29 protein-coding genes are annotated in these 26969 nt (G+C 54.9%); 13 read left to right on the forward strand and 16 right to left on the reverse strand.

Annotated elements, in window-relative coordinates; genetic code table 11:
* Positions 1-10: 10 nt before the first annotated feature.
* From ABEA08_RS20750 to ABEA08_RS20770, 5 genes are read right to left on the reverse strand one after another with little or no spacing between them, the layout of a single operon-like run.
* Entirely contained in the window at positions 11-499 is a 489-nt protein-coding gene (locus tag ABEA08_RS20750) for a hypothetical protein (RefSeq protein ID WP_345337356.1), read from the reverse strand.
* The gene (locus ABEA08_RS20755; protein WP_345337357.1) at positions 496-1830 is read right to left on the reverse strand and encodes a type II and III secretion system protein family protein; all 1335 of its coding nucleotides are present in this window, start codon (positions 1828-1830) and stop codon (positions 496-498) included. The genes ABEA08_RS20750 and ABEA08_RS20755 overlap by 4 nt, the downstream gene beginning before the upstream one ends.
* Before the next feature lie 37 nt (positions 1831-1867).
* Positions 1868-2665, reverse strand: a complete 798-nt coding sequence (gene cpaB / locus ABEA08_RS20760) for a Flp pilus assembly protein CpaB (protein WP_345337359.1) — start codon at positions 2663-2665, stop codon at positions 1868-1870.
* A 12-nt stretch (positions 2666-2677) separates the two neighbouring features.
* Positions 2678-3085: a prepilin peptidase gene (locus ABEA08_RS20765; RefSeq protein ID WP_345337360.1), complete on the reverse strand. Its 408-nt coding sequence runs from the start codon at positions 3083-3085 to the stop codon at positions 2678-2680.
* A 21-nt stretch (positions 3086-3106) separates the two neighbouring features.
* Positions 3107-3334, reverse strand: a complete 228-nt coding sequence (locus tag ABEA08_RS20770) for a Flp family type IVb pilin (RefSeq protein ID WP_345337361.1) — start codon at positions 3332-3334, stop codon at positions 3107-3109.
* 367 nt (positions 3335-3701) lie between these two features.
* On the opposite strand from ABEA08_RS20770, the gene ABEA08_RS20775 reads away from it, so the two are divergent.
* The gene (locus tag ABEA08_RS20775) at positions 3702-4376 is read left to right on the forward strand and encodes a hypothetical protein (protein ID WP_345337363.1); all 675 of its coding nucleotides are present in this window, start codon (positions 3702-3704) and stop codon (positions 4374-4376) included.
* A gap of 57 nt (positions 4377-4433) precedes the next feature.
* Here the strand turns inward: ABEA08_RS20775 and ABEA08_RS20780 are convergent, their stop codons facing one another.
* Entirely contained in the window at positions 4434-7286 is a 2853-nt protein-coding gene (locus ABEA08_RS20780; protein ID WP_345337364.1) for a hypothetical protein, read from the reverse strand.
* Positions 7287-7917: 631 nt separating this feature from the next.
* Between ABEA08_RS20780 and ABEA08_RS20785 the strand changes: the two genes are divergently transcribed.
* Positions 7918-8622 carry a GTP pyrophosphokinase gene (locus ABEA08_RS20785; protein ID WP_345337365.1) on the forward strand — a complete coding sequence of 235 codons (705 nt, stop codon included), beginning with the start codon at positions 7918-7920 and terminating at the stop codon, positions 8620-8622.
* On the opposite strand, the gene ABEA08_RS20790 is transcribed toward ABEA08_RS20785, so the two are convergent.
* The 4 genes from ABEA08_RS20790 to ABEA08_RS20805 form a co-directional block, all read right to left on the reverse strand.
* Positions 8589-9110, reverse strand: a complete 522-nt coding sequence (locus tag ABEA08_RS20790) for a GNAT family N-acetyltransferase (protein ID WP_345337367.1) — start codon at positions 9108-9110, stop codon at positions 8589-8591. The genes ABEA08_RS20785 and ABEA08_RS20790 overlap by 34 nt on opposite strands.
* 28 nt (positions 9111-9138) lie before the next feature.
* Complete coding sequence (locus ABEA08_RS20795; protein ID WP_345337368.1) at positions 9139-9411, reverse strand: DksA/TraR family C4-type zinc finger protein; 273 nt, start codon at positions 9409-9411, stop codon at positions 9139-9141.
* A gap of 56 nt (positions 9412-9467) precedes the next feature.
* Positions 9468-10757, reverse strand: a complete 1290-nt coding sequence (locus tag ABEA08_RS20800; protein ID WP_345337369.1) for an NAD(P)/FAD-dependent oxidoreductase — start codon at positions 10755-10757, stop codon at positions 9468-9470.
* 150 nt (positions 10758-10907) lie between these two features.
* On the reverse strand, positions 10908-11234 hold the full coding sequence (locus tag ABEA08_RS20805; protein WP_345337370.1) for a DMT family transporter: 327 nt from the start codon (positions 11232-11234) through the stop codon (positions 10908-10910).
* A gap of 511 nt (positions 11235-11745) precedes the next feature.
* On the opposite strand from ABEA08_RS20805, the gene ABEA08_RS20810 reads away from it, so the two are divergent.
* From ABEA08_RS20810 to ABEA08_RS20825, 4 genes are all read left to right on the forward strand, one after another.
* Entirely contained in the window at positions 11746-12171 is a 426-nt protein-coding gene (locus ABEA08_RS20810) for a hypothetical protein (RefSeq protein WP_345337371.1), read from the forward strand.
* Between the two features lie 41 nt (positions 12172-12212).
* Positions 12213-12482, forward strand: a complete 270-nt coding sequence (locus ABEA08_RS20815; protein ID WP_345337372.1) for a hypothetical protein — start codon at positions 12213-12215, stop codon at positions 12480-12482.
* Entirely contained in the window at positions 12470-12880 is a 411-nt protein-coding gene (locus ABEA08_RS20820) for a hypothetical protein (RefSeq protein ID WP_345337373.1), read from the forward strand. Before ABEA08_RS20815 ends, ABEA08_RS20820 begins: the two co-directional genes overlap by 13 nt.
* Positions 12881-13379: 499 nt before the next feature.
* Positions 13380-14774 carry a sodium-dependent transporter gene (locus ABEA08_RS20825; RefSeq protein ID WP_345337374.1) on the forward strand — a complete coding sequence of 465 codons (1395 nt, stop codon included), beginning with the start codon at positions 13380-13382 and terminating at the stop codon, positions 14772-14774.
* Between the two features lie 72 nt (positions 14775-14846).
* On the opposite strand, the gene fghA is transcribed toward ABEA08_RS20825, so the two are convergent.
* The gene (gene fghA, locus ABEA08_RS20830; protein WP_345337375.1) at positions 14847-15689 is read right to left on the reverse strand and encodes an S-formylglutathione hydrolase; all 843 of its coding nucleotides are present in this window, start codon (positions 15687-15689) and stop codon (positions 14847-14849) included.
* Between the two features lie 67 nt (positions 15690-15756).
* Positions 15757-16902, reverse strand: coding sequence for an S-(hydroxymethyl)glutathione dehydrogenase/class III alcohol dehydrogenase (locus ABEA08_RS20835; RefSeq protein ID WP_345337376.1), 1146 nt, complete (start codon positions 16900-16902; stop codon positions 15757-15759).
* Between the two features lie 147 nt (positions 16903-17049).
* On the opposite strand from ABEA08_RS20835, the gene ABEA08_RS20840 reads away from it, so the two are divergent.
* The 4 genes from ABEA08_RS20840 (at position 17050) to ABEA08_RS20855 (ending at position 20081) form a co-directional block, all read left to right on the forward strand.
* On the forward strand, positions 17050-17958 hold the full coding sequence (locus ABEA08_RS20840; RefSeq protein ID WP_345337453.1) for a LysR family transcriptional regulator: 909 nt from the start codon (positions 17050-17052) through the stop codon (positions 17956-17958).
* Positions 17959-17983: 25 nt separating this feature from the next.
* Complete coding sequence (locus tag ABEA08_RS20845) at positions 17984-18340, forward strand: sigma factor-like helix-turn-helix DNA-binding protein (RefSeq protein ID WP_345337377.1); 357 nt, start codon at positions 17984-17986, stop codon at positions 18338-18340.
* A 171-nt stretch (positions 18341-18511) separates the two neighbouring features.
* Complete coding sequence (locus ABEA08_RS20850; RefSeq protein WP_345337378.1) at positions 18512-19309, forward strand: class I SAM-dependent methyltransferase; 798 nt, start codon at positions 18512-18514, stop codon at positions 19307-19309.
* A gap of 43 nt (positions 19310-19352) precedes the next feature.
* A complete protein-coding gene (locus ABEA08_RS20855; RefSeq protein ID WP_345337379.1) occupies positions 19353-20081 on the forward strand; it encodes a rhomboid family intramembrane serine protease in 729 nt (242 codons plus the stop codon).
* Here the strand turns inward: ABEA08_RS20855 and catB are convergent.
* Both catB and fusA read right to left on the reverse strand, forming a co-directional pair.
* Positions 20036-20686 carry a type B chloramphenicol O-acetyltransferase gene (catB, locus tag ABEA08_RS20860; RefSeq protein WP_345337380.1) on the reverse strand — a complete coding sequence of 217 codons (651 nt, stop codon included), beginning with the start codon at positions 20684-20686 and terminating at the stop codon, positions 20036-20038. The two genes, ABEA08_RS20855 and catB, sit on opposite strands and share 46 nt — an antisense overlap.
* Positions 20687-20766: 80 nt before the next feature.
* On the reverse strand, positions 20767-22854 hold the full coding sequence (gene fusA / locus ABEA08_RS20865) for an elongation factor G (RefSeq protein ID WP_345337381.1): 2088 nt from the start codon (positions 22852-22854) through the stop codon (positions 20767-20769).
* Positions 22855-23291: 437 nt separating this feature from the next.
* On the opposite strand from fusA, the gene ABEA08_RS20870 reads away from it, so the two are divergent.
* Positions 23292-23693, forward strand: a complete 402-nt coding sequence (locus tag ABEA08_RS20870) for a septal ring lytic transglycosylase RlpA family protein (protein WP_345337382.1) — start codon at positions 23292-23294, stop codon at positions 23691-23693.
* Positions 23694-23911: 218 nt separating this feature from the next.
* On the opposite strand, the gene ABEA08_RS20875 is transcribed toward ABEA08_RS20870, so the two are convergent.
* Positions 23912-24400, reverse strand: a complete 489-nt coding sequence (locus tag ABEA08_RS20875; RefSeq protein ID WP_345337383.1) for a hypothetical protein — start codon at positions 24398-24400, stop codon at positions 23912-23914.
* Positions 24401-24414: 14 nt separating this feature from the next.
* Positions 24415-25215, reverse strand: a complete 801-nt coding sequence (locus ABEA08_RS20880) for a cytochrome C (protein WP_345337384.1) — start codon at positions 25213-25215, stop codon at positions 24415-24417.
* A 401-nt stretch (positions 25216-25616) separates the two neighbouring features.
* Here ABEA08_RS20880 and ABEA08_RS20885 point away from each other — a divergent pair, with 401 nt between their 5' ends.
* Complete coding sequence (locus ABEA08_RS20885; RefSeq protein WP_345337385.1) at positions 25617-26354, forward strand: winged helix-turn-helix domain-containing protein; 738 nt, start codon at positions 25617-25619, stop codon at positions 26352-26354.
* Entirely contained in the window at positions 26344-26877 is a 534-nt protein-coding gene (locus ABEA08_RS20890; protein WP_345337386.1) for a hypothetical protein, read from the forward strand. Before ABEA08_RS20885 ends, ABEA08_RS20890 begins: the two co-directional genes overlap by 11 nt.
* Positions 26878-26969 lie beyond the last annotated feature (92 nt).

Below are 26969 nucleotides of genomic sequence, written 5' to 3' on the forward strand. Positions count from 1 at the left end.
TGTCTCCAACCTATTTCTCTGATACTGCTTTTTCTGGGCTTGTCATCGATTTCCAGCGCAGGCCTTCGGTAAAGCAGCCGACATTCGCTTGCCAGTTTAATTTTCCGACGGTGGTTGGCTGACAGATCGGTGAGATGACGATATAGGCCGAGGTGCTTATCTGGAGATCGGCGTTGTTCTCAAGTGGCTCCAGCCGTTGGCTAAGGTGGATCTGATCTCGAGACAGCCCGCGTTGATTGAGCTTGTCGGCATAGCGCTTGGCGAGCGTCTTTCCGGTGACGGAGTGCCAGCGCAGCGATATCGAGTGAGAAGCGATGATCGGCCAATGGTGATCGGTAAAGGTGTCCAACACTTGCTCCGCTTGCTCTGGATCGGCTATCAGCAGGTTGAGTTCATAGTCTGCTGGCAGCAGGCTGATATCCGGGCCGCTATTTAGGCTGACACCGCATCCAGCGAGCACAATGAGGGCTGGGAGCCAAGTAACTAGGAGCCGTTTCATAATTTGAAGCCTCCGTCCGAGAGAATGGCCTCAACCCAAGGCTGGGGACGCTGCTTGGCCTTGACGCCAAAGAAGCGATGCAGTGTTGAGGAGCGCTGAATGTAGGGCAGTTGAACCTGGGTGGCGGCAACCGGTTGGATCAGGTTGACGGTGGCGACGATCACCAGCTCGGTTTTGCTGCGCTCGGTTAAGGTGTGGCGGAATAGGGCGCCCAGCACAGGGATATCGCCGATAAAGGGGATACGACGAAGCAGCTCCTTATCCTCTGAGTTGATAAGACCCGCGAGCATAAAGCTTTGGCCGTCGGCCAGCTCGATGGTGGTTCGAGCTCGACGGGTTTTTAACGCAGGCAAGCTGTAAAGCTCGTTGGAATATTGGGTATCTAACGCACTGACTTCAGGCATCAAGGCCAGCATGATTTTGTCGTCGCGCATCACCTTGGCAGACACGTCCAGTTTGACCCCGAACTCCTTGTATTCCACATTAGTGCCGCCATCGACGATGGTGACGATAGGCAACTCGCCCCCCACCAGAAAGCTGGCGGTTTCATTGCTGATCACCGAGAGGTTTGGCTCGGCAAGAATTTGCCCGACCGTGTCGTCTCCAATCGCCGTGATGATGGAGACGATGTCGCTGGCGCTGAAGCTAGTGAGCTGATCGATAAATACGCCGGGGTTGCCGTCGGAGCCGAGTTGGATCCCGAAGCTCTCCATAAAGGAGTGAGAGACTTCAGCGATGGTCAGTTTAACGTTGACCTGGCGGGTCATGGCGACCTCGATCTGATTGACGAGGCCCGGGTAACTGCGCTTGGTCAAGAACGGTAATGGGTAGCTGTTAGAGTTTGAGGAGCCTTGGCTACCATCGGGTTGCCACTCGAACTTGGTTTCCGCTGGGGATTTGGCCAAGAGCTCGCCCACTAACTGATGGATCTCATCTTTGTCTTTTTCGGTGGCCACTTTGCCACTGAGCACCGTTTGTTCGCCAAGGTTGAAGACGGTGACATTGGCGTCGGGATAACGCAGCTGGATCTGCTGTTGGATGGAAACCAGGCTTTTGTTGACCTCGAGATGCCGCGACAGCAGTGTCTCGCCATTTTCGTCGTAAACGATAAGCGCACTGGCGCCGGATCGTTTGCCGAAGATCACCACATGGTTGGCGTCGACCACCTGATAGTCCGCTATTTGGGTGTCGGAAATAAACACCGTCCCGACGTTACTGGAGAAGGAGAGGGGGTGGGCCCCGCCTTCGCTTAAATTGAGTATCTGCATGGCGTGACCGATCGGTGCTCCGATCAAGATCAACAGCAGGCTGATGGTCCTTAGCGCTTTCATACTCGCTCCGTGAAGACTGACAAACTGGATCCGTGGTTTACTTGATCACCGTGGTTTCGGCCCGAAGTTCGGTGATGGCCCGGAAGTTGGGTAGTACGTCACCTGAGTTGGCTAACATCTCCTCAGCCCCTTTCTGACCGACGGACTTGTGCACCTCTATCGACGCCAACTGCCGTGCGATACTCATGGTGGCCACCTGGCGACGAGTCAATTCGAGGATAAGGCTGACTTTTGGTGGTTTCTTATTGCTGCCTTCTTGCTCTATCACCTGCAGCACCGGTACCTCGATAAGGACCGGACGCAGCTCTAGCGATTTGTCGCTGTTGCCCACCTCGCGATCTCGCGCTAGATTGTTTTGCGTGGAAGACATAGCAACAATGTCGACGACGCTGCCGTGACGGATGATCCCGCCGATGATCGCGCTGGCCGACACCTCGATTGGGAAGGGCACATAGCCATCGCGCAGCGTCAGCTCGACGTAGCCATCTTCATGGGGGGCGACAAAGTCACTTTGGATCACGTAGCGGCCCTGTGCGATGTCATGCTGTGCCACCATATCCGGCCAGATCTCCAGCGCGACATCGCCATCAAAGCCTGCCTCGAAGGCATCCGCTTGGTTGATGGACTTGATGGCCAAGTGATCGCGCTTTGCGATCTCACCCTGCTGAAGCGGGCGCTTGGCATACCAGACTCGGTATGTGACCGTCGGTTCGGTGGGGACGCGTTCGACCTCATTATTGAGGGCCGTCTGCTGGGGTTGCAGCAGGCCGGACAGGCCATAGGCACTCATACCGACCAGGATCAGCGATACGAGGATGAGCAGTTTGGATCTCATGGCGGTAACTCCTTAGCCAGAAGCAAGCAGACCGAACGTTCCTGCCAGGCAGATAGGGACGGCATAGGGCACGGTGTAGGCCCGAGGCCGTTGCTGAATCATGCAGGCAAGCCAACACAACCCAGCGACGATACCGCCCGCCCAGACCATCAGCAGCAGGGTCAGGGTGAAGTAGGGCGCGGCGATAAATAGGGCGATGACGGTCAGCAGTTTGACATCGCCCCCGCCGATAACTCGATAGCGAAACAGCAGCAGCCCAAGCAGTAAGCATCCCATCGCTTGGAGGCAAGCCTGCCCAGTGGGCAGGCCAAACACCATTAGCAGCACCAGCAGCAGGAGCAGGACGCTGCGATTGGGAATAGTTCTTGCGACAACGTCGGTCATCGCAATCACGAGTAGTAACGCTAAGTAGGCATACATAATGCTAAAGAACTATGCGGCTTAAGGGTTTGCATTAGTGATGTTGGTTGTTATGGTTGCTATTGCACCTGTTAAGGCTGATTTTAAACCAGCTGCATCAGTAACAAACACCGCTAGTACCATCGCAGACATGGCGACGGCCAAAATGGCGTATTCCACTGCAGTTACACCGCGCTCGTCTTTGAGCATGGCGCGGAAGTCATTAATCCAGAGCTGGGTGTGAACGGTGGCTTTGGTTAACATGTTCATCATCATTTCCTTTTGTTGGCTAAAACATGGGGGTTGCAGTCAAAGAGTGACCATTCGGATATATACGCTAGACTGCGAACCGTCGTTCTCTTTGTCGTAGTTATATTGGCCCAGTATCGGTTTGGTTTCAGTATCAAGTCTGCATCAGTTGTTTGTTGCTGGTTTGTGGTCTTTGAGTGAGCCCTTTGTTTTTGATTAAGTAATTCATGCGTTTACAGGTCAGACCTGTTGTTTTGTGGTTTCGTGTGTCTCGCTGATATTAAATTGATACTGACTTGATACGCGAATTAGTTGGTGTGGCCCGATAAGGGAAAGGTATTTTTGTTGCTATCGCATCACCTCTAATTTTGTTTGCTGGAGCTGCTCTATGACCTTGTCGATTAATATAGTTGACCAACACTCAAGCGCTTTGGTGTCAATGGGGGTTAAAAAGAGCAATCCAAGTCAATTAACCATCGTTTATCAGACCTGCGAGCAATATACCGTACAGGGTGAACGGTATAATAATTATATGGTGGTTATCACGGAAGGTCTGTCGAATCCGGTCGGTAAAGCACCCTTGCTTATTTTTAGCGGGTTGGCCGCGAGCCGAACCCCGAAGCAGCTTGTGCTTGATACTCAGTTAGACTTGCTCAATAACAACTATACGGTGGCGCTGGCGCTGGGTGATGAGATCCCAAAGACGATCTGCTCTTATTCCCAGCTTACCAAGGGACAAACCGGTGCGTCATTTGTCAACAAGGTTGCATTAGAGGCGATTGAGACGACAGGTAACGAATTGACGGTTTGCGTGCGATATCAATGTCTCGATGGGGTTGAGCCGGCTGAGAATGGTGATAGCATCGTGGTGTTTGATATCACCGGCTGTGCACAAGCGATAGGTAGCGAAAGACTTAATACGGAACGCCGCTCTGGGGTTATTCCTGTGACTCTGAAAGGCGTGCAAGCGGGTGCGCTGATGAGCGTTGGTTATTATTTGGGTAATGAGTATGGCGCTTGTGCTTCCCGTCAGAGATTTCGGCTTCAGGAGTCGAAGGCTTAACATTCATGACTAACGTGTTGAATGTTATTGAGCTAAGGATATCGCCAACAGTCCTATTTAATCGACGAGCGCCTCTATGCCGTGGTGTGTTTCAATAAGCCGGCGCTGTCTGGGTGAGCAGTATGGGTGACTGAGTGCGTCGTCGAGGTAGCGGCGATCGTTGGTGCAGATGGACTTTAGCGCGAGCAGTTCAGAAATATAACAGTTGGACTGGTTTTGAAGTGATGCAAGCGCTGCGTCATCGATCAGCTCGAGAGCAGTATCATACTGACGTTCGGCGATGAGTAGTTCACCGAGGATAACCGCGTAGAGACTGAAGCAGAGTGTACCGCCGGCGTTGGTCATCCAATTTTCGTACGCAGCCACAACCTGGCCGATTTGATTGCTGTCACCCGAGATCTGATATTCTGCCCAACCTTGGATCATCGTTGCGAGACCTTGATAGTAGGCGAAGGTATTCTCGCTACTGAGGGAGAAAAGCCGTTGTGCATGATATTTTGCTTGGCTAGGGGCGCGCATATGTAAGTGAAACAGTGCTGCGGTTTGGTAGGCGATGGCCTGGCTAAAGAGGTTTGATGTCTGCGCTGCGATATCGAGCAATTCTGCCAGTGCATCCGCACTGTCTGATTCATCCAGCATCAGTTTTGCCATCACGATGATGTAGTAGGGCAGTACTCTGGGATCTTGCCCTTCGACAGACAGGATCTCGTCTAGCTCAAAGGGGTTAAAGTAGCTCAGTGCTCGTTTGGCATTGTCCACTGCGTTTTGGTGCTCCCCTCGCCAAAGGCTGGTGTTGCTCAGTGCTGTCAAAGACAACATTTTATAATAGTTGTTTTTTCCCATTTTGGTGAGTTCATCAGATTTTACGGCATAGTATTGCGCCATTTTTAAGTTTCCGTTTGAAAAATAAAATGACCACAATCCAAACAAGCTTTCCATCTTTCGCGTGGTTGTTGACAGGAGTTCACATTTATCGAGAGTTGATAGATAGATCTCCTCTAATTTGTAATGGCCCCAGCCGTGCTGTTGTTTATATAGGTTGGCTTGAAGCAAGAGCAGATCTATTTCGATACTTTCACTTATCGGTTGCTCGCAAGTCCTGGCCTGAATTGGGCTCGCGTCGGCCTTGTTCAGGTAACGGAGCCCTTCTGTGATCGCGTGCTCCGCTGCTATATACTCTGCGGACTCTAGGTTTAGGTAGGCGATCTTACGGCAACACCACGCGACGTTCGCGAATAGCATGGCACTTTTGTAATGCTGGTTTGCGCTTTCAAGCAGAGCAAGCGTTATATTGTCTTCGTTCGAGGTGAGTATCTCCGCGATACGTTGATGTATATGCTGGCGTTGCTCCGGTTCGATTAAATCTAATATGATGGCCCGCGTGATGCGGTTTATTAGGGTTACCTTGTGAAAATCACTGTATGTAACAAGCCCACATTCAATGATTTGGTTGATACAATTACCAGCTCCTAGAATACCATTGGCTTGAGAGATGGTTAATTCATTGTCATAGATGGCTAAGATATGGATAAGTTGCTTTTGAGCCGAAGAGAGCAGTTCCATTCTGCTCTGAATTTCCATGCGTAAAGCGTCTTCGATGTTGTCTGTCTCGCGTAGTAGTAAAATCCGTAAGAAGGTCGGAATGCAAGATGAACTCACGATGATTTGTTCGGCTTGCGCTCGCTCTAAATTAAGACGATCTTGTAGTTGTTTGCAGCACTCTTGCTGATCAAGTTGTGTTAACTCGAACTGGTGATCAATTTGCAGTCGGTCATTGACCTTTGTCAATGTAGCGGTGTTGGTAGAGACGAGTATCGATAAGTTACACTGCGCGTCGGGCGAGCGGATCTTATTGATCCTATCTATGACGCGATCAGAAGCTAGGTCGATATTATCTATGATAATGAGCACTTTAAAGGCCTTGGCTTTCTGATCGGACAAAGGTAATAGAAGTTCAGTTATCGACCACCAGTCCAGTTCACCCCTCGCGAGATCCGCGTAAACAACGTGGACATCATTGCTGTGGAAGTGGCGACCGATCTCTTCAAGAAATCTTGTTTTACCTATGCCTTTTATGCCATGAACGCACGCCAATGTTCGTTTGTTATGCGACAGCGAACCTGCAATGATGGAGGTTAACTGATTCAATTCCCCACTACGTCCGAGAAGACCGATGCGCGAACCTTGATACAGGTTGAGCTCATGGTCCAATGACCATAGTGCGCATTGACTTATTGTTTCGATGTGATTGAAATAAAAGTGCTGCTGAAATGCGACTTTTACCTCCTCGGTAACAATCAGGCGATTGTTTGGTATGCGATTGAATAATGTCAGGTGATACGCTGCCTTTTCGGTGACCTGGCTGAGCGCATGCTGATCCGTTTCACAATAGAGTGCAGATACGCACAGTGAAAAAGGTTTGATTATCGAAGCGGCCTTGCGAGCGTTGTTCCAGATATAGACCAGTTGATTGAGTACCTGTTCTTTGGGCATGGCATCGGCCGATGGCAATGGGACAAGTTGCAGTTTGGCTGAGTGATGGCCGATAGCCGGCAGTGTGGTTAACCGGGATATGTCTTTACTGAGCTGTGCCATCAACTCGTCGCTGGAGGTGTGAATGGCGATCAAAAGGTAGAGTTTTGACTTCTGTTTTCTTGGCGTCTTTTCAACCGTTGCGCTGGCTTTGTTTGTCAGTAAATCAGCAACATCAATATTGAAGAAGTTGGCAAGGTTGTGGGCGGTTCTATTGCTAACTGGGCGATCGGTTTCGGCACGTTTAATGGTCGCAATAGAGACGCGGATCAAGCGTTGCTCGCAGGCATCGGCAAGCCCCTCTTGACTCAGCCCCATGTTACTTCGTAGCTGTTTCAATCTTGAGCTGTTGATGACTAACCTTGTCGCGCCATTCATGTGTCGGCCTCCATGGTTGACCTTTGATGCGTGCACTTCTAGCTCTAATCGTTTAGTAACCTAGGCTCTATCGATGGTTGGCTGTGTTAGCACCTGAGTAAAGAGTCTTAGTCAGTGAGCGGTTTGCAGTGCTTCCGGTTTCAATTCGTCCCTTTCATCTTGCACACATACACAATGGCAATGTCGCAACCAAAAAAAGGTGACGAGCGTCAATGTTTTGGCGGGATGAGCGTGAGAACACTGCCGATTTGAGTGAATTATGGTCACGGCATTCAATGGTTTGCTTTTGAAACTGAACCCATCTTGCGATGAACTCTCGCTGTCTGTCTCGATTAGGTTGTCGTCGTCTCGATAGTTGTTGGCTTACAAAGGATTGGCTAGGTTTGTTTTTATCGCGCACCGGAATTCTGCCGTGAGTCAAAAGGCAGAGGGGTGTGTAGAAACCGTACGAGGAGATAGGGTGTGGGATCGTGTTAAACGAAGCGGATTGGAGCGATAACAGCAGCTTTGAGCTTGGCTGGTCGAATGGATTTTAACTGCGTTAAACGCGTCCTTTCTATGAGACGATGCACGTATCAGCGATGATGACTAACGAGTCGATGGTTCAGGCTTGACATTGATGGAGAGGCTAATGGATAAGCAGCGAGTGCAATCGCAACAGATAGAGCGGTCGCGGGCGAGGGCAGTCGAGTTCTATGGCCGTTATGGTGAGACCTTGGAGCAGATCCGCGCCTTGTTGGCTATTCGTCTGTCTCAGCTGGCGTTAGCCTACACCAGTAAGCATCGCTTGCCGCCGGAGGCGGTCGAGGTTTCGACTCGGGTTAAGTCTCTGCCCAGTTTTCTTGCCAAGCTGGAGCGCAAGGGCTGGCCGGAGTTTACTCAGCCGACATCGGTGATCCAGGATCTGATCGGCGCCCGTTTGGTGTGCTGGTTTGTGGATGACTGCAGCGGGGTATTAGCGTTTGTCTCGCGTTCGCATCAGTTGCGGTTTGAGGCGGAGATCGAGGACTACATCGATCAGCCCAAGGCGTCGGGCTATCGCGCGATCCATCTGCTGGCCCATGTGGGTTACGACAAGGTACATGGGGAGCCGCCGCATACCGAGATCTGCGCGGCGGAGATGTTGTGTGAGATCCAGATCCGCTCCAAGATGCAGGATGCGTGGGGGGACATCACCCATGAGTTTCATTATAAGGCGAAGGATCAAGGCGTGGACTCCATGGCCTATGAGCAGGTTTTGGCTCAGATAGCCGCCCGCCTGGCGCAAGAGGATCGCACCTTGATGCAGTTACGCGACGCTTATCAGCGTTTGTTACCCTCCCCGAGTAAGCCGTAACTGGGCTCAGTCACGGGCTTGCTGGTCGTAAAGCGCATGCGGGTGACGATGCCCCAGTAGCGATCCCGGTACGGGTCTTCCCTAAAATCACTCTGCGAATAGCTGCTGATGGCGCGGCGCCAGAAGTGTACGGCGTGCTCGGCGCCGGCGATCTGCTTGCTCAGCCACTCGCCTCGGCGTTGATCAAACAGGGCATGGGCAAACGCTCTGCCTAGGGCACCGCGTCGAGCAGAAGGGATAATGTAGAAGTCACACACTTCGCTGTGGTGATCTTGGCGATCCACCGCGGCCATGCCGATGGGCACGCCATCCTGCAGCCAAAGGTAGCCACGGACACGGCCGCCAAGCTCGGTATCTTTTGATAACCGGCCTAGCTTGTCTGGCATTCGTCCGGTGAGTGATGAAAATTCCGCTTCATAAGCCTGTGACAGATTGTCGTAGACAGTGTGTTCTGCTTCGGAAACAAGCTGCAGTTGCAGAATGGGCATCTCGGCGCCTCCAGAGTACGCGGTCGCTTTACCGTAATTGGCTGTCTTTACTGCCGCGACGGTTATAGTGCGCGGCCAATTGCTGGCGCTGATCGAGTTGGGTTTGACAGGCAACACACAGACGCACTCCGGGTAGCGCGGCACACCGTGGCTCGGGGATCCGCTCGCCACATTCGTCGCACTCTGTTGCACTGGGCTGTTGGGCGTGTTGATTGCGCGTGCGGATCTGCTCGATGGCGTCATCGATGGTGGCGTCTATCTGCTCTTGCAAGGCGTCGTCTTTACTGAAGCCTCCAGCCATAGTGAACCTCTTAATCGGAAATGGGTGGCCCAGAGGGCCACCTCAGTGAATTGCCGTTACCAAAGCTTAAGCTGTGGTCGAACGATTCGCTGTAAGCCATTGAGTGCGAGCAGCATGGTGCCTTTCACCGGGCCGTGCAGGGCCAACATGTGGCGCCGATACAGCGAGGCATAGACAAACCGTGCCGGGCACCCTGCAACCGCTAAGCCGCCGCGCAGGAACGAGAACATGTTACCCACAGTGTGGAAACGAGACAGGTTCACGAACGAGCCCAGATCCTTATAGACGTATTCTTTTAAGGCGGCGTTGTCGTCCTTGATCAGGCGGATCAGGTTGTCGCCAACCAACAGGGCCATCTGGCGTGCCACCTGACCGCGGGGCGGCGTCCATTGACCGTCGGCCTGAGGTGTGGGTGCACAATCACCGAAGGCGAAGATCCGAGGATCACTGGTGGTTCTGCCGTTCGCTTCGATCACCAGTTGATTGCCACGGTGATTTTCCAGCCCAAGGGTGGTTAACACCTCCGGCGCTTTAACACCGGCGGCCCACAGCACCAGATCGGCTTGGATCACCTCGCCCTCGGCAGTGTGCAGACCCTGCTCAGTGACTTCGGTCACGCGGGTCTCGGTACGAACGTCGACGCCGATCTCAAGCAACTTGTCGTTGACGGCCTGTCGCAGTCCTCCTTTGTCGAGCGCAGGCATGACCGAATCGGAGGCTTCCACCAGCGTGATGTTGAGCAGATCGTCCGACAGGTCGTAGCCATAGCTGCGCAGGGTTTCGCTCATATGGTGCATCTCTGCCGCCATCTCGACACCGGTTGCGCCGGCCCCGACAATCGCCATATCAAAGCGATCTTTATCGGCTACGCCGTGGGCGTGTTGCAGAAACAGCTGTTGGATCCGTTCGCGCAGTTTCATGGCTTGGCTGGTGAGATCCAGAGAATAGGCATGCTCTTTTACGCCGGTAACACCAAAGTCGTTGGTCACGGCGCCGATTCCGATCACCAGATAGTCATACTCAAGTGCGCGCTCAGGCAGGATCTCGTTGCCTTGTTCGTTATACAGCGGGGCCAGTAACACTCGGCGATTGATGCGATCCAGCCCGGCCATGGCACCCTGTTCAAAACGGTAATAGTTATGACTGCCATGGACTCGGTAATCGACCGCATTCAGGCCTTCATCCAGGCTGCCGGTCGCTAACTCATGCAGCAAGGGTTTCCAGATATGATGGTCGCTGACGTCCACCAGGGTGATCTCGGCCTCACCTTTTCGGCCCAGCTTGCTGAGCTTTTTAAGCAGCTCCATGCCTCCGGCACCGCCGCCGACAACTACGATTTTGGTCATAATACGCTCCACGATTGAATAGGGTGAGTCAGCCAAGGACCTGTGGTTGTGGACGCTTGGGCGCCTTGATTCACGGTGCACGCCTCTTTAGGTTAGGCGCTTAGCTGAATGTTGCGAGTGGCCCTGTTGCTCAAGGGTCCCAAGCTTTGCTTAATGGCTGTGGCCACCGTGCAGGTTGATCAGCACCACGCCTGCTGCGATCTGGGCCATACTGAGCCAGGCGCTGGGCTCAAGATGTTGGCGATAGAGCAGAGTTGACATCAAGCTGACCAGCACGATGGCCAGTCCGGCCCACAGCGCGTGCACGATCCCGACGGGTAAGCCCTTCATTGCCTGACTGAGAAACAGAAAGGCACTGAGGTGACCGAGCAGAACCAAGATCGCCGGAACGGGACGGCTGAAACCATCGGTGGCCTTAAGCGCGACGTGGGAAAGTGCTTCGGCAATCACGCCCAATGTCAAAAACAACCAGCTCATTACAGTGTCCTTATGTGCGTTTGATGCGCCCATTATATTGATCTGTGAGGGAGTGATAATTGCCCTTGTGGGTAAATCATGTTTGCCAATTGGTAACAATGTTGGCAGATCTTGACTGATGGCTCCCTCGTTGCAACCGCTTCCCCCGATGAAGCCGGCATCGCGACTTGGGTTGGAAAGCGGTCTCGGCTCGACATTGCATCGACCGGCTCAGCGACACATTGGCTTGGCGCTGGCGGGTGTGTTTCACGCCGAGGTGGCGGCAGTCTCGACGCTGGCGATGCGCGCACCAACGCAGTGGAGCGATCTATGTCGTGGGTGAGTCGGACTGGTATCGGTTGGCCGTTGGTTGACGTCATGCAACGCACGCTTATGGCGTGCTCCGGATCGGCCAGACACTGTCACCTTCGACACTGTCACCTTCGACACTGCACCTTCGACAGTGTCACATCGCGTCACTATCACCTATGTTCAGCGCAACGTGTACGCTGGGCAGGGCAGGGAAGAGCGCATGGATCAGGTAACGGAGCAACGTTCGGCGAGTGACGCGCCGCGGCAGGCGGAGGTTGCACAAAAGCCGGAAGGGATCGAGCATCTGACGTTGCCCGGACAGCTGGCCGCGAGCCGCAGAGAGGTGCAGTCTTATCGCGGTGAGCCTTCGATGGTATCTTCGGTGTCGTGTGAGACAACGGGATTGGTGGCGATATTGGAGCAAGAGTGTCAGGCGATGGCCCGGTTTGTGCTGTCGAAAGGCAGTTGTTTGCCACCGAGTGTCGGTCAGCAGTTAGCCACCCTGGCGGATCACCAAACGCTCAGCCCGTGCCAGCAGGGCGCTTATTTACGCCAGCGCGCTGCAGAGCTCACCGAGATCCACAATCGTCTGAGCGAGCTGGTGGCGCCGGCTAAACCCGAAACCATCGTGTTAATGGATAAATAGGTGGGTGCGGGCAGCCCTTTCTGTTTCTGGGTCCGGTGCCCTTGACCCGCCGGATGATGTTGGTGGCGATCGGCTCTTTGACCGCCATGTTGCTGCTGAGTCTGTCTAGCTTGATCAACAATGACAATATGGTCGCCAGCATGTTTGAGCTTCAAGGCTGGACCCTGTTGTTGGTTCAGGCCATCTTGCTGGCTTCCGCTGCCGTTGGCGCCTCTTTCGCCGCCTTGTTTAAGGCCAATTCGTTTGTCACGGCCGGGTGTACGATCCGCGTCACGAAAGCGCCTATTGGGTCCGATTTGTGGTTGGCTTGATCTCTGGGATCATTCTCACTCAGTTGATCCCCATTAATCTGGATGCCGTGGCCCAAGCCGCCGGCGATGAGGTGGACACCGGGCCGTCGAGTGAGGCGGCTATCCGCATTACGCTGGCGTTGATCGGCGGGTTTTCGGCGGATCTGATGTATCGGATCCTGAATCGACTGGTGGAGGCGGTGCAATCACTGCTGTCACCCAGCGCGCTGCGGGATCCCAATCTGGATCGCGAAGCGGTGCGTACGCAATTCCAGCGTGAGCAACAGCAACATATGCAAACTCTGAGTCGCGAGTTGAATCAGTTGCAGCAGCAGCTACTCGCGCAGGATGCGATCACGCCGCAGGAAGTACAACGCCTGTTGGGTCGATTTTCCGATCAATTGCATAACAAGGATTAAGGCGACAGTGCTGGCAACATAAGAGTGTCAGCCAGCGAGAGGTTAACGATAACCCGGCGAGCGGTCGGGTTCCCGCGCGGTGGCGTCTCATCGCCATGAGCAGCCCCATCCGAGCGCACCACGTCCTGCCCCGCGTTTCGATAGGACAATCTTTCCTCTTACGGGCTCAGTGGATTGAACTACCAAGCGGCCGCTTGGCGTTGGCTAAAGTCATTCCGTTATTCATCTTGCAGCGCTTGAGTCTGATGATGGCTCAAATATACGCCGCTTGCTTCGCTTGCGGCAAAAGAGGTGTTCCTATCGCAAATGGTGTCAATGACAGCAGACATTGCTGTACTGCTGTCGCGCTGTATCGCTAAGGCAGTACGCCCTGTGTTGATGCAGCGGATCTGACTGGTCGGGGCGGGCTTGGTCGGGATGGTGTCGTTTGCACCGACGGATCTGGAGTGGTATTTGTGTTCGCAACCTGAGAAAAATATTTAAAAAACAGGAATGTATAATGTCAGATGCGACTTTAAGTTTTGATGCAAAGGTAGGTCGGGCCGGAACCGAGCAGTGGTCCAGTCGGATGGTGTATGTGTTGGCAATGACCGGGTCAGCCGTTGGTTTGGGCAACATTTGGCGCTTTCCCTACATCATGGGCGAGCATGGCGGTGGTGCCTTTGTCTTGGTTTATCTCCTGTGTATCGGCCTGATCGGTCTGCCAGTGCTGATGTCAGAAGCTTTGGTGGGTAAATTTGGTCGCCGCTCTCCGGCCAAATCGGTCGCTGCGATCGCGCAGGCATCGGGTAGCAACCGCGGCTGGTCGGTCGTTGGCACCACGGGCTCCATCGCCGGATTCTTGATCCTATCGTTTTATGTGGTGATCGCCGGTTGGGCGGTCGCATACACCTGGTTTGGTTTCTCCGGTCAATTTACCGGTAAAGACGCGGAGCAGATCGGTGAATTGTTTGGTGGTTTGCTGGCGTCGCCGTCGAGCTTGATGGTGGTGAGTTTGGTGATGATCGCGGGGATCACCTTCGTGGTGTCCCGTGGGATCCGCGCCGGCCTGGAAGCGGCCGTTAGCAAGATGATGCCTCTGTTGTTTGTTCTGTTGAGCGTGCTGGTGGTGTATGCCGCGGTGACCGGCGAGTTTGGGCAAGCGGTGCAGTTTATGTTTGCGCCGGACTTCTCCAAATTAACCTGGACCAGCGTTCTGGTGGCGTTGGGTCACAGCTTCTTTACCCTGTCGTTGGCCTCCGGCATCGTGATCATGTATGGCGCTTACCTGCCTGAGGGAACGTCGATCGCCCGCACCTCGGTGCAGATCGCTTTGCTTGATACCGTGGTGGCGTTGCTGGCGGGTCTGGCTATCTTCCCCATCGTCTTCGCCAATGGCTTGGAGCCAGGCGCAGGCCCCGGCTTGTTATTCCACTCCTTGCCGATCGCCTTTGGTAGCATGCCGATGGGTCAGATCGTCGGTGGTTTGTTCTTCTTGATGGTGGTGGTGGCCGCGTTCACCTCCGGGATCTCTTTGATCGAATCGACCGTGGTGCGTTTTTGTGAGATCACCGGCTTAAGCCGGATCAACAGCGCGATGATCGTGGCCACCACGCTGGGTTTGATGAGTTTGCTGACGGTCTATTCCTTTGCCGGCGCAGACTGGGCCAGCCCTGAGTGGTTAGGTATGAGTTACTTTGATGCGATTGATCAGTTGACGGAGAAGGTGATGTTGCCGCTTGGCGGCCTGGCCATTGCGGTGTTTACCGGTTGGTTTGTATCCCGTGAGATCTCCTTGAAGCTGCTCAATGGCAATGCGCTGATCCATGCGCTGTGGTTGTTCTGTGTCCAGTTCCTGGCGCCCGCGGCGATCGTGGTGGTGTTCCTGCAATCCGTGGGCGTGCTCCGCTTCTGATCTCAGCCATCAATGGAGCCACTCACGGTGGCACTAAAAAAGCCGAGCCTTAACGGGCTCGGTTTTTTACGGTTAGCGCGCCAGATGCTCGGCGTGGAAACGCAGGTGCTGCTCAATAAAGCTGGCGATAAAGTAGTAGCTGTGATCATAGCCTTCGTGCAGGTTGAGCTGCAGCGGGTAGTCGCTGGCGCGAGCGGCATCGCTGAGCGCGGCCGGGATCAATTGCTCGCTCAGGAAGGGATCGGCTTTGCCTTGATCGACCAAAGCGGGCACCCGTTGCTGAGCTTGTTGCATCAGCAAACTGGCATCGTATTGTGCCCAGTCGGCGGTCTGGGTTCCCAGATAGGCGGCAAACGCCTTACGGCCCCAAGGAACATTGACCGGGTTGCTGATAGGGCTGAAGGCCGACACCGAGCGATAACGCTCAGGATTGCGCAAAGCCAAAACCAGTGCGCCGTGACCGCCCATGGAGTGGCCAGAGATGGCCCGCTGCGCCGACACCGGAAAGGTGGCTTCGATCAGGCTGGGTAATTCATCGAGGACATAGTCGTACATCCGGTAATGTTTGTGCCAAGGGGCCTGCGTTGCATTGACGTAAAAGCCGGCGCCCTGGCCGAGATCATACCCCGGATCGTCGGCCACCTGCTCGCCGCGCGGGCTGGTATCGGGGGCGACGATGGCGATCCCCAGCTCGGCGGCGATCCGCTGTGCCCCGGCTTTCTGCATGAAGTTTTCATCGGTGCAGGTCAGGCCAGAGAGCCAATAGAGGACAGGGACCTTGTGGTTGGCGCTGGCCTGCGGCGGCAGGTAGATGGCAAAGCGAGCGGTGCCGTCGAGTGCGGTTGACTGATGTTGGTACTGTTTGTGCCAGCCGCCAAAGCTTTTGTTGGCGCTGAGCATTTCGATCTTAGGCATAGGGCCTCCGCTGAAAAGGGTTCGGGCCGCTCAAAGGCGGCCCGAACACGCGATCATGAATGGATCATTACTTGTCGAAGTGGATCACGGTACGAATGCTTTTGCCTTCGTGCATCAGATCGAACGCTTTGTTGACTTGCTCTAGGCTCATGGTGTGGGTGATGAAATCATCCAGCTTGAATTCACCCGCCATGTAGCGTTCTACGTACTCTGGCAACTGAGAGCGGCCTTTAACGCCGCCGAAGGCGGAGCCTTTCCAGACGCGACCGGTCACCAATTGGAATGGGCGGGTGGCGATCTCCTGACCGGCACCGGCGACACCGATGATCACGGACTCGCCCCAACCTTTGTGGCAGCACTCCAGTGCGCTGCGCATCACGTGCACGTTACCGATGCACTCGAAGGAGTAGTCCACGCCGCCGTCGGTCATCTCGACAATGACTTCCTGGATCGGCTTGTCGAAGTCTTTCGGGTTGATGCAATCGGTGGCACCGAGTTTGCGCGCCAGTTCGAACTTGCTCTCGTTGATGTCGATAGCAATGATCCGGCCGGCTTTGGCCATGGCCGAGCCGATGATGGCAGAGAGACCAATGCCACCCAGGCCAAAGACCGCGACGGTATCACCGGGCTGCACGTTGGCGGTGTTGGCCACTGCGCCCATGCCGGTCGTGACGCCACAACCGAGCAAGCAGACCTCTTCCAGTGGGGCCTCTGGGTTGACCTTGGCCACGGCGATCTCAGGCAGCACGGTGTACTCGGAGAACGTCGAGGTGCCCATGTAGTGGTAGATCGGCTGACCGTCTTTGGAGAAGCGGGTGGTCCCGTCCGGCATCAGACCTTTGCCCTGGGTCTCACGAATTTTCTGACACAGATTGGTCTTGCCCGACTGACAGAATTTGCATTCGCCACACTCTGGGGTGTAAAGCGGGATCACGTGATCGCCGACCTTTACACTGGTGACGCCTTCGCCGATGGATTCGACGATCCCACCGCCTTCGTGGCCGAGAATAGCGGGGAAGATCCCTTCTGGATCATCACCGGACAGGGTAAAGGCGTCGGTGTGACAGACACCGGTCGCCACCATCTTGATACGAACCTCGCCGGCTTGCGGCGGCATGACATCCACCACTTCCATCGACAGTGGCTGACCGGCTGCCCAGGCAACGGCGGCTTTGGATTTCAGTACTTGTGGGGTTGGGTTTTGTTCGGACATCTTTGTCTCCTTGCTAACCTCGGCGAAGTGCCGTGTACAACGGGGCGATAGGGGGCCCGCGTTTTGATGGAGCCAGTATATTCCCAACGGAAGATTTGATAATCCGGCTATAATGTAAATTACTTTTACTGGTTGGTAATAATGTCGATGTTTAACTGGGAAGGGATCAGTGAATTTGCTGCAGTGGTGGAGACCGAGAGCTTTACCGCCGCCGGTAAGCGGATCGGGAGCTCCACGGCGCAGGTCAGTCGTCAGATCAGCGCGCTGGAGGCCCGTTTGGCCACCAAGCTGTTCTATCGCACCACCCGTCGGGTGTCGGTAACCGAGGTGGGGCAGATCTATTATCAACACTGCCGCCCCTTGCTGGATGGCTTGGAGGAGGCGGAGCGGGCGGTGACACAGTTGCAAAGTACGCCGCGCGGCAAGTTGAAACTGACGGCGCCGGTCACCTTTGGTGAGCAACGGGTTGCGCCGCTGCTTAACGACTTTTGTCTGGACTACCCGGAATTGGAAGTGGATCTGCTGCTCACCAATCAGCGGGTGGATCTGGTCGAGGAGGGGATCGATCTGGCCATTCGCTTGGGCCAGTTGGCCGACTCCAGCATGATGGCCAAGCGGTTGGGGGCGAGAACCCTGCATGTGTGCGCCTCGCCGGCCTATCTGTCGGCTCGCAGTGAGCCCCACACCCTGTCTGAGCTTGAGCGTCACAGTTGTCTACTGGGCACGTTGGATCACTGGCGTTTTCACGAAAAGGGGGCCAGTAAGATGATCCGGGTGGCAGGGCGGCTGCGCTGCAACAGTGGCACAGCGCTGCTCGATGCCGCACTCAAGGGATTGGGGTTGGTGCAGTTGCCGGATCTCTATGTGCAGTCGTATTTGGCCACGGGTCAATTGCACGAGGTGCTCACTGCGTTTCGAGAGCCGGATGAAGGGATCTGGGCGTTGTATCCCCACAATCGCCACCTGTCTCCTAAGGTGCGTTTGTTGCTTGATGCGCTGGAGGCGGGATTGCAACTGACGGAGCCGCGCAACTCGGCGGGAAGCCTCTCCAGCTAGGGAATGCGCTTAGCGTGCCAGCCGGATGATGAAGCTCAACGAGAAGACGGGCTCATTAAATATCGCGATTGGCGGTGAAGGTGACAAGCAGTTGGTTGATTTCGTCGAAGACGAGCGCAGCGCAGGGCCATCGGAGCAAGCGCAAAGCAGTGGACTCCACCAATCGTTATCACGTTGGCTCGATACCTTGCCGGATAAACAGTGTGAGATCCTGGCACGCCGCTTTGGTTTGCGTGGACACGAGCCCACCACGCTTGAAGTGATCGGCAAGGACATTGGTTTAACGCGTGAGCGGGTACGACAGTTGCAGGTCCAAGCGTTGGCGACACTGCGCAATCGCGTTGCCGCAGAGGGCTTGGATCTGTCCGATCTGTTGAGCTGAATCGCTGGATGAGTGAAGCGCCCGCCGATAACGGCGGGCGTTTTTTTGTTTTTGGTTTTGAGCGAGCCGAACGACTGAGCGGCCAACTTATTCTATAAGTTTTTGTTTTTATGATATTTGTTTGTAAGCTGTTACTCTCTATGGCCGTTGAGTCGATCGAAAGGAACAGCGATGGAATTGCTTGAACGCTATTACACCCACTTTAACGAGGATGCTCGATTAGGCTGTCAGCACACGGCCCGACTTGAGTTTGATACCACCTTAGCGTTGTTGCGTGACGACATGCCAAGCTCGGGGGCCGTAACCGAACTTGGGGCGGCGACGGGGCGTTATTCGCTGTACTATGCCGCGCAAGGCTGCCAAGTCACGGCGGTGGAGCCGGTGGGGTCGTCGTTGCTGCAACTGAAGGAGAACGCGACGGCATTGGGGCTCTCGGTGACTTGCCGACAGGCCTGTGCAACGGCTCTGCCCTTTATTGCCGATGGCTCGCAACAGGCCGTGCTGATCCTTGGTCCCTTATACCATCTTAAAGCGTTGGCCCAACGTCAGGCGGTGCTGGCGGAGGCGTACCGGATCCTCAAGCCCGGCGGTGTGGTAGCGGTCGCCTACATCAGCCGACTGTTTATCGCCGGTCACTTGATGCAGCGCGCGAGCGAGGCGGTGACCCCTGCACTGTTGGATCAACTGTATGAGCAGGGCCGGATCGACAGCGATCAGGTCGATCCCTTTTTTCGTATTGGCTATTTTGCCAAGCCAGAAGAGATGGTTTCTTTGATCGGGGAGGCGGGGTTCACCGTGGATGTTCATGCGGCAACGGACGGCTATAGTCGATTGATGGGCCCGACTGTTAACCTATTGGACGAGGCGGGCTATCAGCGTTGGTTGCAGTATCACCTGCGTTCTTGCCAGGAGCCCTCCTTGCTCGGTGCCAGCAATCATAATCTGGTTATTGCACGTAAAAACAGCTAGAAAGTCAGTTTAGCGGCTGTGCCAGCGCCCTGTGGAGTCAGCAATGAAAGCGATCAAACAGCAATTGTTCAGTCTCAAACAAAGCATCAAGCTAACGGCGGTGTTTGTGCTGCTGTTGTGGGTGATATGGGGACTGGAGTGGTTGCTGGACGGACAACTGTTTCGTTACGGGATCGTACCCCGGGAGGTGGGAGCGCTATGGGGGATCGTATGGGCGCCCTTTATCCACGGCTCTGCCGCCCATCTGGCCGCCAACAGTACGGGGCTGCTGATCTTGGGATCCGCTCTGCTGTTTGGTTACCCCCGCTCCAGATCTAAGGTGCTGCTGTTGATCTGGCTGGTCAGCGGTGTAGGTGTTTGGTTGGCCGGGCGAACCAGTTACCATTTTGGTGCGAGCGGGCTGACGTACGGCCTATTTTTCTTTCTCTTTATCGTCAGTTTGCTGCGGCGTGATCCCCGCTCGATCGCACTGATGATGGTTGCTTTCTTTATGTTTGGCGGCATGATCTATGGGATCTTCCCGCGCGATCCTGGCGTGTCCTTCGAGTCCCACTTGTTTGGTGCCGTGGGCGGAGTGCTGGCGGCGATCTGGTTTTGGCGGGACGATCCGCTGCCCCGGCGCAAGCGCTATGACTGGGAAGGAGAGAAGGAAGGCGAGGGGGAAGCGGCGGAAGAGGATAAGGTGGGCGATCTGTGGCAAGCGGCGTCGGCCCCAGAGCAACCTCGCTATGACGTGACCGAGTCGGATGATCGATCCAAGCCTTCCCAATAAGCGTACAGCGCATCAATGTCACCAGAACACATTAGCGCCATAGCCCCATGAAGTTGGCCCTCGCTCCAGTCCCACCAGCGGATCTCTAGCAGCATTTGACGTTGCGCTTCCTCGAAGCGATAGCGGATCAGTTTGGCTGGGTTTGCGCCAACGATGGCGTAAGCAGGGACGTCTTTGGTCACGACGGCTCGGCTGGCAATGATGGCGCCATCGCCGATGGTGATCCCGGGCATGATCATGGCTTCTGAGCCGATCCAAACGTCGTTGCCGATGACGGTATCGCCGGCGCGGACAAAACCGTCCTGAGCGCCGTCAAAGGCGTCGTTCGTTTGGTAGAAGAAGGGAAAGGTACTGGCCCAATCGTGTCGATGGCCTTGATTTCCGGGCATCATAAACACAGCTCTTGAGCCGATGGAGCAGTAATCGCCGATGATAAGCTGGTCTACATCATCACGATCTGGCGTCAGATAGCGGACACAGTGCTCAAATGGATGGCCGTGATAGTAGCCGGAGTAATAGCTGTGGCGGCCGACCCGAATATTGGGATTGTTGATCTGCTCGTGCAGTGGCTTGCCCGCGAAAGGGCTATCGAAGTCGTTATTCATTGTCTCGATCCATCTTAAATAAAAACCCCCGCAGGTTTACACCGGCGGGGGTCTTTTAAAGCATTAGCTTAAGAAGCAAATTACTTCTTAGCTTGACGCTCTTTTTCTTCCGCGATCACGTGCTCAGCCACATTCTGTGGGCAAGCAGAGTAGTGGGAGAACTCCATGGAGAACTGACCACGACCGGAAGTGATGGTACGCAGGTGACCAATGTAACCAAACATTTCGGACAGAGGTACGTCTGCCTTGATGCGAACGCCGGTAACACCAGCTTCTTGGTCTTTGATCATGCCGCGACGACGGTTCAAGTCACCAATCACATCACCTACGTGATCTTCTGGGGTGAACACGTCAACCTTCATGATTGGCTCCAGCAGCTGTGGACCCGCTTTAGGCATGGACTGACGGAAAGCGCCTTTCGCAGCGATTTCAAACGCAACAGCAGAGGAGTCAACGGCGTGGAAGCCACCGTCGAACAGCTCAACTTCAACGTCCAGCACAGGGAAGCCAGCCAGAGGACCGGTTTCCATCATGCTAGCAAAGCCTTTCTCAATCGCAGGCCAGAATTCCTTAGGAACGTTACCGCCAACAACAGAAGAGGTAAACTTGAACCCGGAGTTCTGCTCGCCTGGCTTGATGCGGTAATCGATCTTACCGAACTGACCTGAACCACCAGACTGCTTCTTGTGGGTGTAGCTGTCTTCGATTGGGGTGTTGATGGTTTCGCGGTAAGCAACCTGTGGCTGACCCACTACCAGCTCAACGCCGTAGGTACGCTTCAGGATGTCTACTTTGATGTCCAAGTGCAGTTCGCCCATACCTTTCAGGATGGTCTCACCGGAATCTTCGTCAGTTTCAACACAGAAGGTTGGATCTTCTGCAACCATTTTACCGATCGCAACGCCCATCTTCTCGGAACCGCCTTTGTCCTTCGGAGATACAGCGATGGAGATCACTGGCTCTGGGAAGATCATTGGCTCCAGGGTGCACTCGTGCTTAGGATCACACAGGGTGTGACCGGTTTGCACGTTCTTCATGCCAACAACAGCGATGATGTCACCGGCTTGCGCGCGGGAGATCTCGTTACGCTCATCGGCGTGCATCTCTACCATACGACCGATACGCTCGGTCTTACCGGTGAAGGAGTTCAGGATGGTATCACCCTTGTTCATTACACCGGAGTAGATGCGGATAAAGGTCAGGGCGCCGAAACGGTCATCCATGATCTTAAACGCCAGAGCACGCAGTGGCTCTTCTGCAGAAACCAGAGCAACTTCGCCGTTTGGCTCACCCGCTTCGTCGGTCAGAGGCTGTGGATCAACGTCGGTTGGGGATGGCAGGTAGTCAACTACCGCATCCAGAACCAGCTGAATACCTTTGTTCTTAAAGGCAGAACCACAGTAAGTCGGGAAGAACATCAGCTCTTTGGTACCCTTACGGATACAACGCTTGATCTCTTCAACCGCTGGCTCGGTACCTTCTTCCAGGTACTCCATCAGCAGATCTTCGTCCGCTTCCAGAGCGGTTTCGATCAGCTCTTCGCGGTACGCCGCAGCATCGTCAACCATGTCGGCTGGGATGTCGAGGATCTCGAAGTTCTCTGGACGGCCGGTATCGTCCCATACGTAAGCCTTCTGGCTCAGTACGTCAACAACACCAACGAAGTCATCTTCACGACCGATAGGCAGGGTCATGATCAGTGGGCGAGCGCCCAGAACGTTCTTAACCTGATCGGTTACGCGGTAGAAGTCTGCACCCATACGGTCCAGCTTGTTTACCAGGATCAGACGAGCAACGCCGGATTCGTTCGCGTAGCGCCAGTTGGTCTCGGACTGTGGCTCAACGCCGCCGGAACCACAGAATACACCGATACCACCATCCAGAACCTTCAGAGAACGGTAAACTTCAACAGTGAAGTCAACGTGCCCAGGGGTATCGATGATGTTCAGGCGGTGGTCATCCCAGAAACAAGTCGTTGCTGCGGACTGAATGGTAATACCGCGCTCAGCTTCCTGCTCCATGAAGTCAGTGGTAGCTGCACCATCGTGTACTTCACCGGTTTTGTGGATCTTACCGGTCAGTTTCAGGATACGCTCGGTGGTAGTGGTTTTACCGGCATCTACGTGTGCGAAGATACCAATGTTACGGTACTTAGATAAGTCAGCCATTTTTCACTCTACAAAAATCAGCGCTAAAATTCCGCGCAAGTATACAAGATTTTTGCCCCATTGTTATGTCCAATCTGAAGTTTACTGATCTCTAAGACATTGCAAGGGGGGCAAAAGCCGGTTTTAGGTCCGCAAACCTATGATTATAGCGGGTCCTGCGCAGAGGTGGATTGTTGTTATCACCATCAGAACTGGCGGTTTAATTAAACAATAAGAATAAAAAACAGTCTCTTAAGTGAAGGGCGAGAAGAAATCGGCGAGGTTTTGTGCGATCAGCATCGCGTCTAACATCGTTCGGCATATTTGATGCGTTTGCTCATTGTGGCAGCATTTTTATTGAAACTAATGGCGCTAAGCGCGTGATGCATCAGACTCTTAGGGGAGGCGTGCCCTTGGGAGCGCTCAATATCTCAACGAAACACGCAAGGAGTCAGTTTATGTCGCGGACTTTTCATCGCTGGGTGAAGCTATTGTTCTGCCTGATGTTGAGTTTTGGCTTTACCGGGTGCTCATCGATGTCGAGTGGAGCCCAATCGGGTGCTGTGGGCTATAGCCAGACGGGCATCGCGTCTTTCTATGCCGATAAGTATCAAGGCCGGCTGACTGCCAATGGGGAGCGCTTTGACCAAAACGGGGATACGGCGGCGCACAAGACATTGCCTTTTGGCACCCGAGTGCGCGTCACTAATGTGGCGACAGGTCAAAGTGTGGTGGTTCGGATCAATGACCGTGGGCCCTTTGTCCGTGGCCGCATCATCGATCTCACCCGCAAAAATTTTGGTCAGCTCGGCTTGCACAGCGCCGGCTTGATCAAGGTACGCATCGAGGTGGTGAAATAGTCGCTGAGTCACAGGGTTGCAATAAGGGGCGAAAATCGAAACCGTCACTGCCTTGCTATATAAGGAAGGCGATTGACAGAGCGGCACCGGATCCGTCAACGATCGCCTGAGGTGAGCGCGTTGGGCTCAGTAGAAGTGAGCACAAGATCTTGGGTGGGGGTTACGCCCCTCTTCGCGTACCGGCCTAGGCGGCGCGGGGAGAGGCGTCGGATCGTCGCTCATTGACCGAGCAGCTGGCCGCTGGCGAGCTCGCCATCGATCTCCAGCATCATCTTGAACTCCTCGATGTTGGCTTGCCAATAGAGTTGGCTGGGCAGCAGTTGATACTGGCCGAGCGTGATCTCCTCTACGCTCAGCGCACAGTGTTCGCCGATCTGGCGGCAGTCATAGTTCTCCGTCTGGTGCCAGGGCAATCCATATTTACTGGAGGTGGGCCCTGCGGGCGGAAACCCCAGATACAGCACTCGGACTCGCTGCACTCCGATGACCGGGAGGGCATCGTCGCCAGTGAGGGTGAAGTAGACCGCGCCGCTAGGCCCATCAAATTGATCCAACGCCAGTTCTAGCGTGGTCGTGGCATCGATATCAATGCTGTCAGGCAAGGGTAGCGGTGGCTCGGGCGTTGGATCGCCGTTGTTGTTATCCCCACCACAAGCGATCAGGATGGAGCACAATCCAACGGGCAGCAGCAGTTTGCGATAGCTCATGTGGCCTCCTTAGCCTAGTGGCCACCGTGGCAGGTGTCGCATTCCATATTGGTCATCACGCTTGGGCCAAAGGAATCGGCCTTGCCATGGCAAGATTTGCAATCGGAGACGGTGGATGTGAAGGGATAGACCGTGCTGAGATCCTCTCCGTCCATCGCCAGATTCAGGAACTCGACGATCTTGTAGGTCACGGAGGCGGAGAGCTCAGAGCAGCGCTCGCCTTTGTCTGCCGCGGTTTTATTGTTCTCACGCGCCCAATTGGTGATGGAGGAGTGACACAATACGCTGTTGGCCTGCGTCGCTTTGCCAACCTTGGCTTTCTTCTCTTCGGTGTTGGCGCCGATCCCACTTAGGAAGGTATCGTCTCTAAAGGGCAGGGTTTCTTGCTCGTAGAAGCGCAGCACCTTGGTCAGTAACGGGTTGGCTGCAGCCCCATTAATGCTCAATAGGTTGAATAGCATGCCGGTGGCATTGACGTTGCCGCAGACGGAGCCCTCACCGAGGATCCCGGCATAGCCATAATGCGCGAGGGCGGTTGGGATCTGGGCGAATTTGTCGGCATCGATGGAGTCGGACTGTGCAAGCGTGTTGATGATCCCATGGAAGACCTGATACATGCAGCCATTGCCAGCGAGGTAGGCATTTTTTGCGGCGGTCATGGGATCGAGTTTGGCGTAGGCGAGTCGTTCTCCGATGGCAAGCTGCCAGCCTGCGTCGCTGTTGGTGACGGCAAAGACCGGTTGGTGGAGCATGAGGGCACCGGCACCTGCGCCGGTGAGGCCGATGATCTTAGTGATGGCTTGTCTTCTGTCCATGGTGGTCACCTCATTGTTTATTGATTGTTTGACGCAATCGCTAACTCGCTGCGTCGTCGCCTGCGGTGTTCTGCCGGGCTGATCTCAGTGTCGGATAGCGTCCTGAGGCGGCGCGTGATCTTAGTCACAGTAATCGGGCTCGTCGTTGGGCGTCTCGGCGAGATCTGCGCGCGACGCTGTGTTCGTCGAAAAAGGGCGAATTTTGAGCGATTAATTGGCGGCAGGGCGATATTTGGGGTCAGTAATAGGGATTACCTGCGATTATTCCTGTTGATTACACCATGGTGAGATTGATCTAGGACAAGATCCGGGCCGATCTGGGCGGATCGCACGGTGAACTCTGGCTTGCTTGGGTTAGCCCTTGTTATGGTTGAGGTACAGTCACCGAGGGTGAAGATAAGATGCAATGGCAAGCGATGAGCTTTATTCGCGAGCGGCGCCAGCTGGTTGATCTCGAACGGGAGCGAACGTGGGAGTTACCACGGGCCGAGTTCTTGGTGCTGACCCAGCTGATCGATCATCCCAACATCGTTTTGAGTAAGCATCGTCTGCGCTGCGCCGGTGAGGTTGAACCTGTGATGAGCAGCTCTGCGGTGGTGAAGGCGGTGTTTACCCTGCGCCGCTTTATGGGGGCCGATGAGACTGGACCTATCGTCACCGTTGCCGGTAAAGGGTATGTGTGGCGTTTGCCCAATACGCAGCCGACCAAGGCGCGTCCTCAACGGCTCAAACGGGTGGGCGCTGCACTGGGCGTGCTGCTTGGCAGCGGTGTCCTGCTCGGACTGTTGTTGCTAGACCCACTGTCATCCTCGCCTTCCGCACTATTGCACCCGAGCGTGACCCCGTTAAGCGGCGGCCGGCAACTGCATTTGGTGCAGGTTCGTCCCAATGAGCGTGACACGGCCTTGCTGCAACGGATCGAACTGGCCATGACACAGGCATTTGAAAGTTGCAGTGAGCTGCCCTGGCATACGGTTTATCTGGCCCGTTCCGTTGATGGTCAGGTGCTGAATCTGACGCTCGCGGGCACGCACCAGAACCTCCCTGTACTACGGAACGTCAAGATCAGCGATCAACGGTTGGAGCCGGAATTTGAAGTGAAGCACTGGTGGCAGGAGGTACCGCTCTGTGAGCCTTAAACGTCAAACGCAATGGTGGTGGTTGTCGGGGCTGTTATTACTGGCCGCCGTGGCGTTGGCCGCGTGGCAGTGGCAACGTCCGATCGATGCCGATCTGGTGTTATCGTGCCGTGGTGAGTTGGTCGAGCTCGGGCCGGACGGCGCTGCGCCAGCCCAGTTCTATGTGCAAGCGGACTTTTTGCTGCAAGGAGACAGGGCAAATCTGCATTATCGTTATTTTAATCACAGCGGTGAGGCACTGGGGGAGATCGCCATGAATGGCGAGATCCTAAGCGTGACACAGCGTCAGACAGTATATCGACTGAATCTCAGACAAAGTGGTGCGCGTCGCATGGCCGCTGAGCATCAGCTGCCGCAACATATGCGCCACCAAGATGCGCTCGGCGAGCGCAGCAAAGCGGGGGAAGGGGTCCATTCGATGACGCTTGAGCTCTTAGAGATCAATCAACAGGAAGACCAAGCGATCGTCCTGTTCCTGCCCAGTTGCGCCGTCTGCGGTTGCACCTATACCCACACAGGTTAACCCTGTAGCGGCTTGGTAACTTGAGCGCGCGCGAGACGGCGCGCAGCAGCTTGCATGGTGAGGCGGGGCGAGTTCTCGACCAAGGCAAGCCG

Origin of the sequence: Ferrimonas pelagia (genome assembly GCF_039543565.1) — a bacterium.
Lineage (GTDB): Bacteria > Pseudomonadota > Gammaproteobacteria > Enterobacterales > Shewanellaceae > Ferrimonas > Ferrimonas pelagia.

What these genes read in the sequence shown, in the direction of transcription:
- ABEA08_RS20810 (WP_345337371.1), top strand. Translation starts at nt 11,746, where the DNA reads ATGGATCAGGTAACGGAGCAACGTTCGGCGAGTGACGCGCCGCGGCAG.
- ABEA08_RS20770 (WP_345337361.1), bottom strand. Translation starts at nt 3,334, where the DNA reads ATGAACATGTTAACCAAAGCCACCGTTCACACCCAGCTCTGGATTAAT.
- ABEA08_RS20800 (WP_345337369.1), bottom strand. Translation starts at nt 10,757, where the DNA reads ATGACCAAAATCGTAGTTGTCGGCGGCGGTGCCGGAGGCATGGAGCTG.
- fghA (WP_345337375.1), bottom strand. Translation starts at nt 15,689, where the DNA reads ATGCCTAAGATCGAAATGCTCAGCGCCAACAAAAGCTTTGGCGGCTGG.
- ABEA08_RS20835 (WP_345337376.1), bottom strand. Translation starts at nt 16,902, where the DNA reads ATGTCCGAACAAAACCCAACCCCACAAGTACTGAAATCCAAAGCCGCC.
- ABEA08_RS20780 (WP_345337364.1), bottom strand. Translation starts at nt 7,286, where the DNA reads ATGAATGGCGCGACAAGGTTAGTCATCAACAGCTCAAGATTGAAACAG.
- ABEA08_RS20870 (WP_345337382.1), top strand. Translation starts at nt 23,292, where the DNA reads ATGTCGCGGACTTTTCATCGCTGGGTGAAGCTATTGTTCTGCCTGATG.
- ABEA08_RS20840 (WP_345337453.1), top strand. Translation starts at nt 17,050, where the DNA reads ATGTTTAACTGGGAAGGGATCAGTGAATTTGCTGCAGTGGTGGAGACC.
- fusA (WP_345337381.1), bottom strand. Translation starts at nt 22,854, where the DNA reads ATGGCTGACTTATCTAAGTACCGTAACATTGGTATCTTCGCACACGTA.
- ABEA08_RS20795 (WP_345337368.1), bottom strand. Translation starts at nt 9,411, where the DNA reads ATGGCTGGAGGCTTCAGTAAAGACGACGCCTTGCAAGAGCAGATAGAC.
- catB (WP_345337380.1), bottom strand. Translation starts at nt 20,686, where the DNA reads ATGAATAACGACTTCGATAGCCCTTTCGCGGGCAAGCCACTGCACGAG.
- ABEA08_RS20785 (WP_345337365.1), top strand. Translation starts at nt 7,918, where the DNA reads ATGGATAAGCAGCGAGTGCAATCGCAACAGATAGAGCGGTCGCGGGCG.
- ABEA08_RS20750 (WP_345337356.1), bottom strand. Translation starts at nt 499, where the DNA reads ATGAAACGGCTCCTAGTTACTTGGCTCCCAGCCCTCATTGTGCTCGCT.
- ABEA08_RS20775 (WP_345337363.1), top strand. Translation starts at nt 3,702, where the DNA reads ATGACCTTGTCGATTAATATAGTTGACCAACACTCAAGCGCTTTGGTG.
- ABEA08_RS20855 (WP_345337379.1), top strand. Translation starts at nt 19,353, where the DNA reads ATGAAAGCGATCAAACAGCAATTGTTCAGTCTCAAACAAAGCATCAAG.
- ABEA08_RS20755 (WP_345337357.1), bottom strand. Translation starts at nt 1,830, where the DNA reads ATGAAAGCGCTAAGGACCATCAGCCTGCTGTTGATCTTGATCGGAGCA.
- ABEA08_RS20885 (WP_345337385.1), top strand. Translation starts at nt 25,617, where the DNA reads ATGCAATGGCAAGCGATGAGCTTTATTCGCGAGCGGCGCCAGCTGGTT.
- ABEA08_RS20805 (WP_345337370.1), bottom strand. Translation starts at nt 11,234, where the DNA reads ATGAGCTGGTTGTTTTTGACATTGGGCGTGATTGCCGAAGCACTTTCC.
- ABEA08_RS20765 (WP_345337360.1), bottom strand. Translation starts at nt 3,085, where the DNA reads ATGTATGCCTACTTAGCGTTACTACTCGTGATTGCGATGACCGACGTT.
- cpaB (WP_345337359.1), bottom strand. Translation starts at nt 2,665, where the DNA reads ATGAGATCCAAACTGCTCATCCTCGTATCGCTGATCCTGGTCGGTATG.
- ABEA08_RS20880 (WP_345337384.1), bottom strand. Translation starts at nt 25,215, where the DNA reads ATGGACAGAAGACAAGCCATCACTAAGATCATCGGCCTCACCGGCGCA.
- ABEA08_RS20825 (WP_345337374.1), top strand. Translation starts at nt 13,380, where the DNA reads ATGTCAGATGCGACTTTAAGTTTTGATGCAAAGGTAGGTCGGGCCGGA.
- ABEA08_RS20845 (WP_345337377.1), top strand. Translation starts at nt 17,984, where the DNA reads ATGATGAAGCTCAACGAGAAGACGGGCTCATTAAATATCGCGATTGGC.
- ABEA08_RS20850 (WP_345337378.1), top strand. Translation starts at nt 18,512, where the DNA reads ATGGAATTGCTTGAACGCTATTACACCCACTTTAACGAGGATGCTCGA.
- ABEA08_RS20790 (WP_345337367.1), bottom strand. Translation starts at nt 9,110, where the DNA reads ATGCCCATTCTGCAACTGCAGCTTGTTTCCGAAGCAGAACACACTGTC.
- ABEA08_RS20875 (WP_345337383.1), bottom strand. Translation starts at nt 24,400, where the DNA reads ATGAGCTATCGCAAACTGCTGCTGCCCGTTGGATTGTGCTCCATCCTG.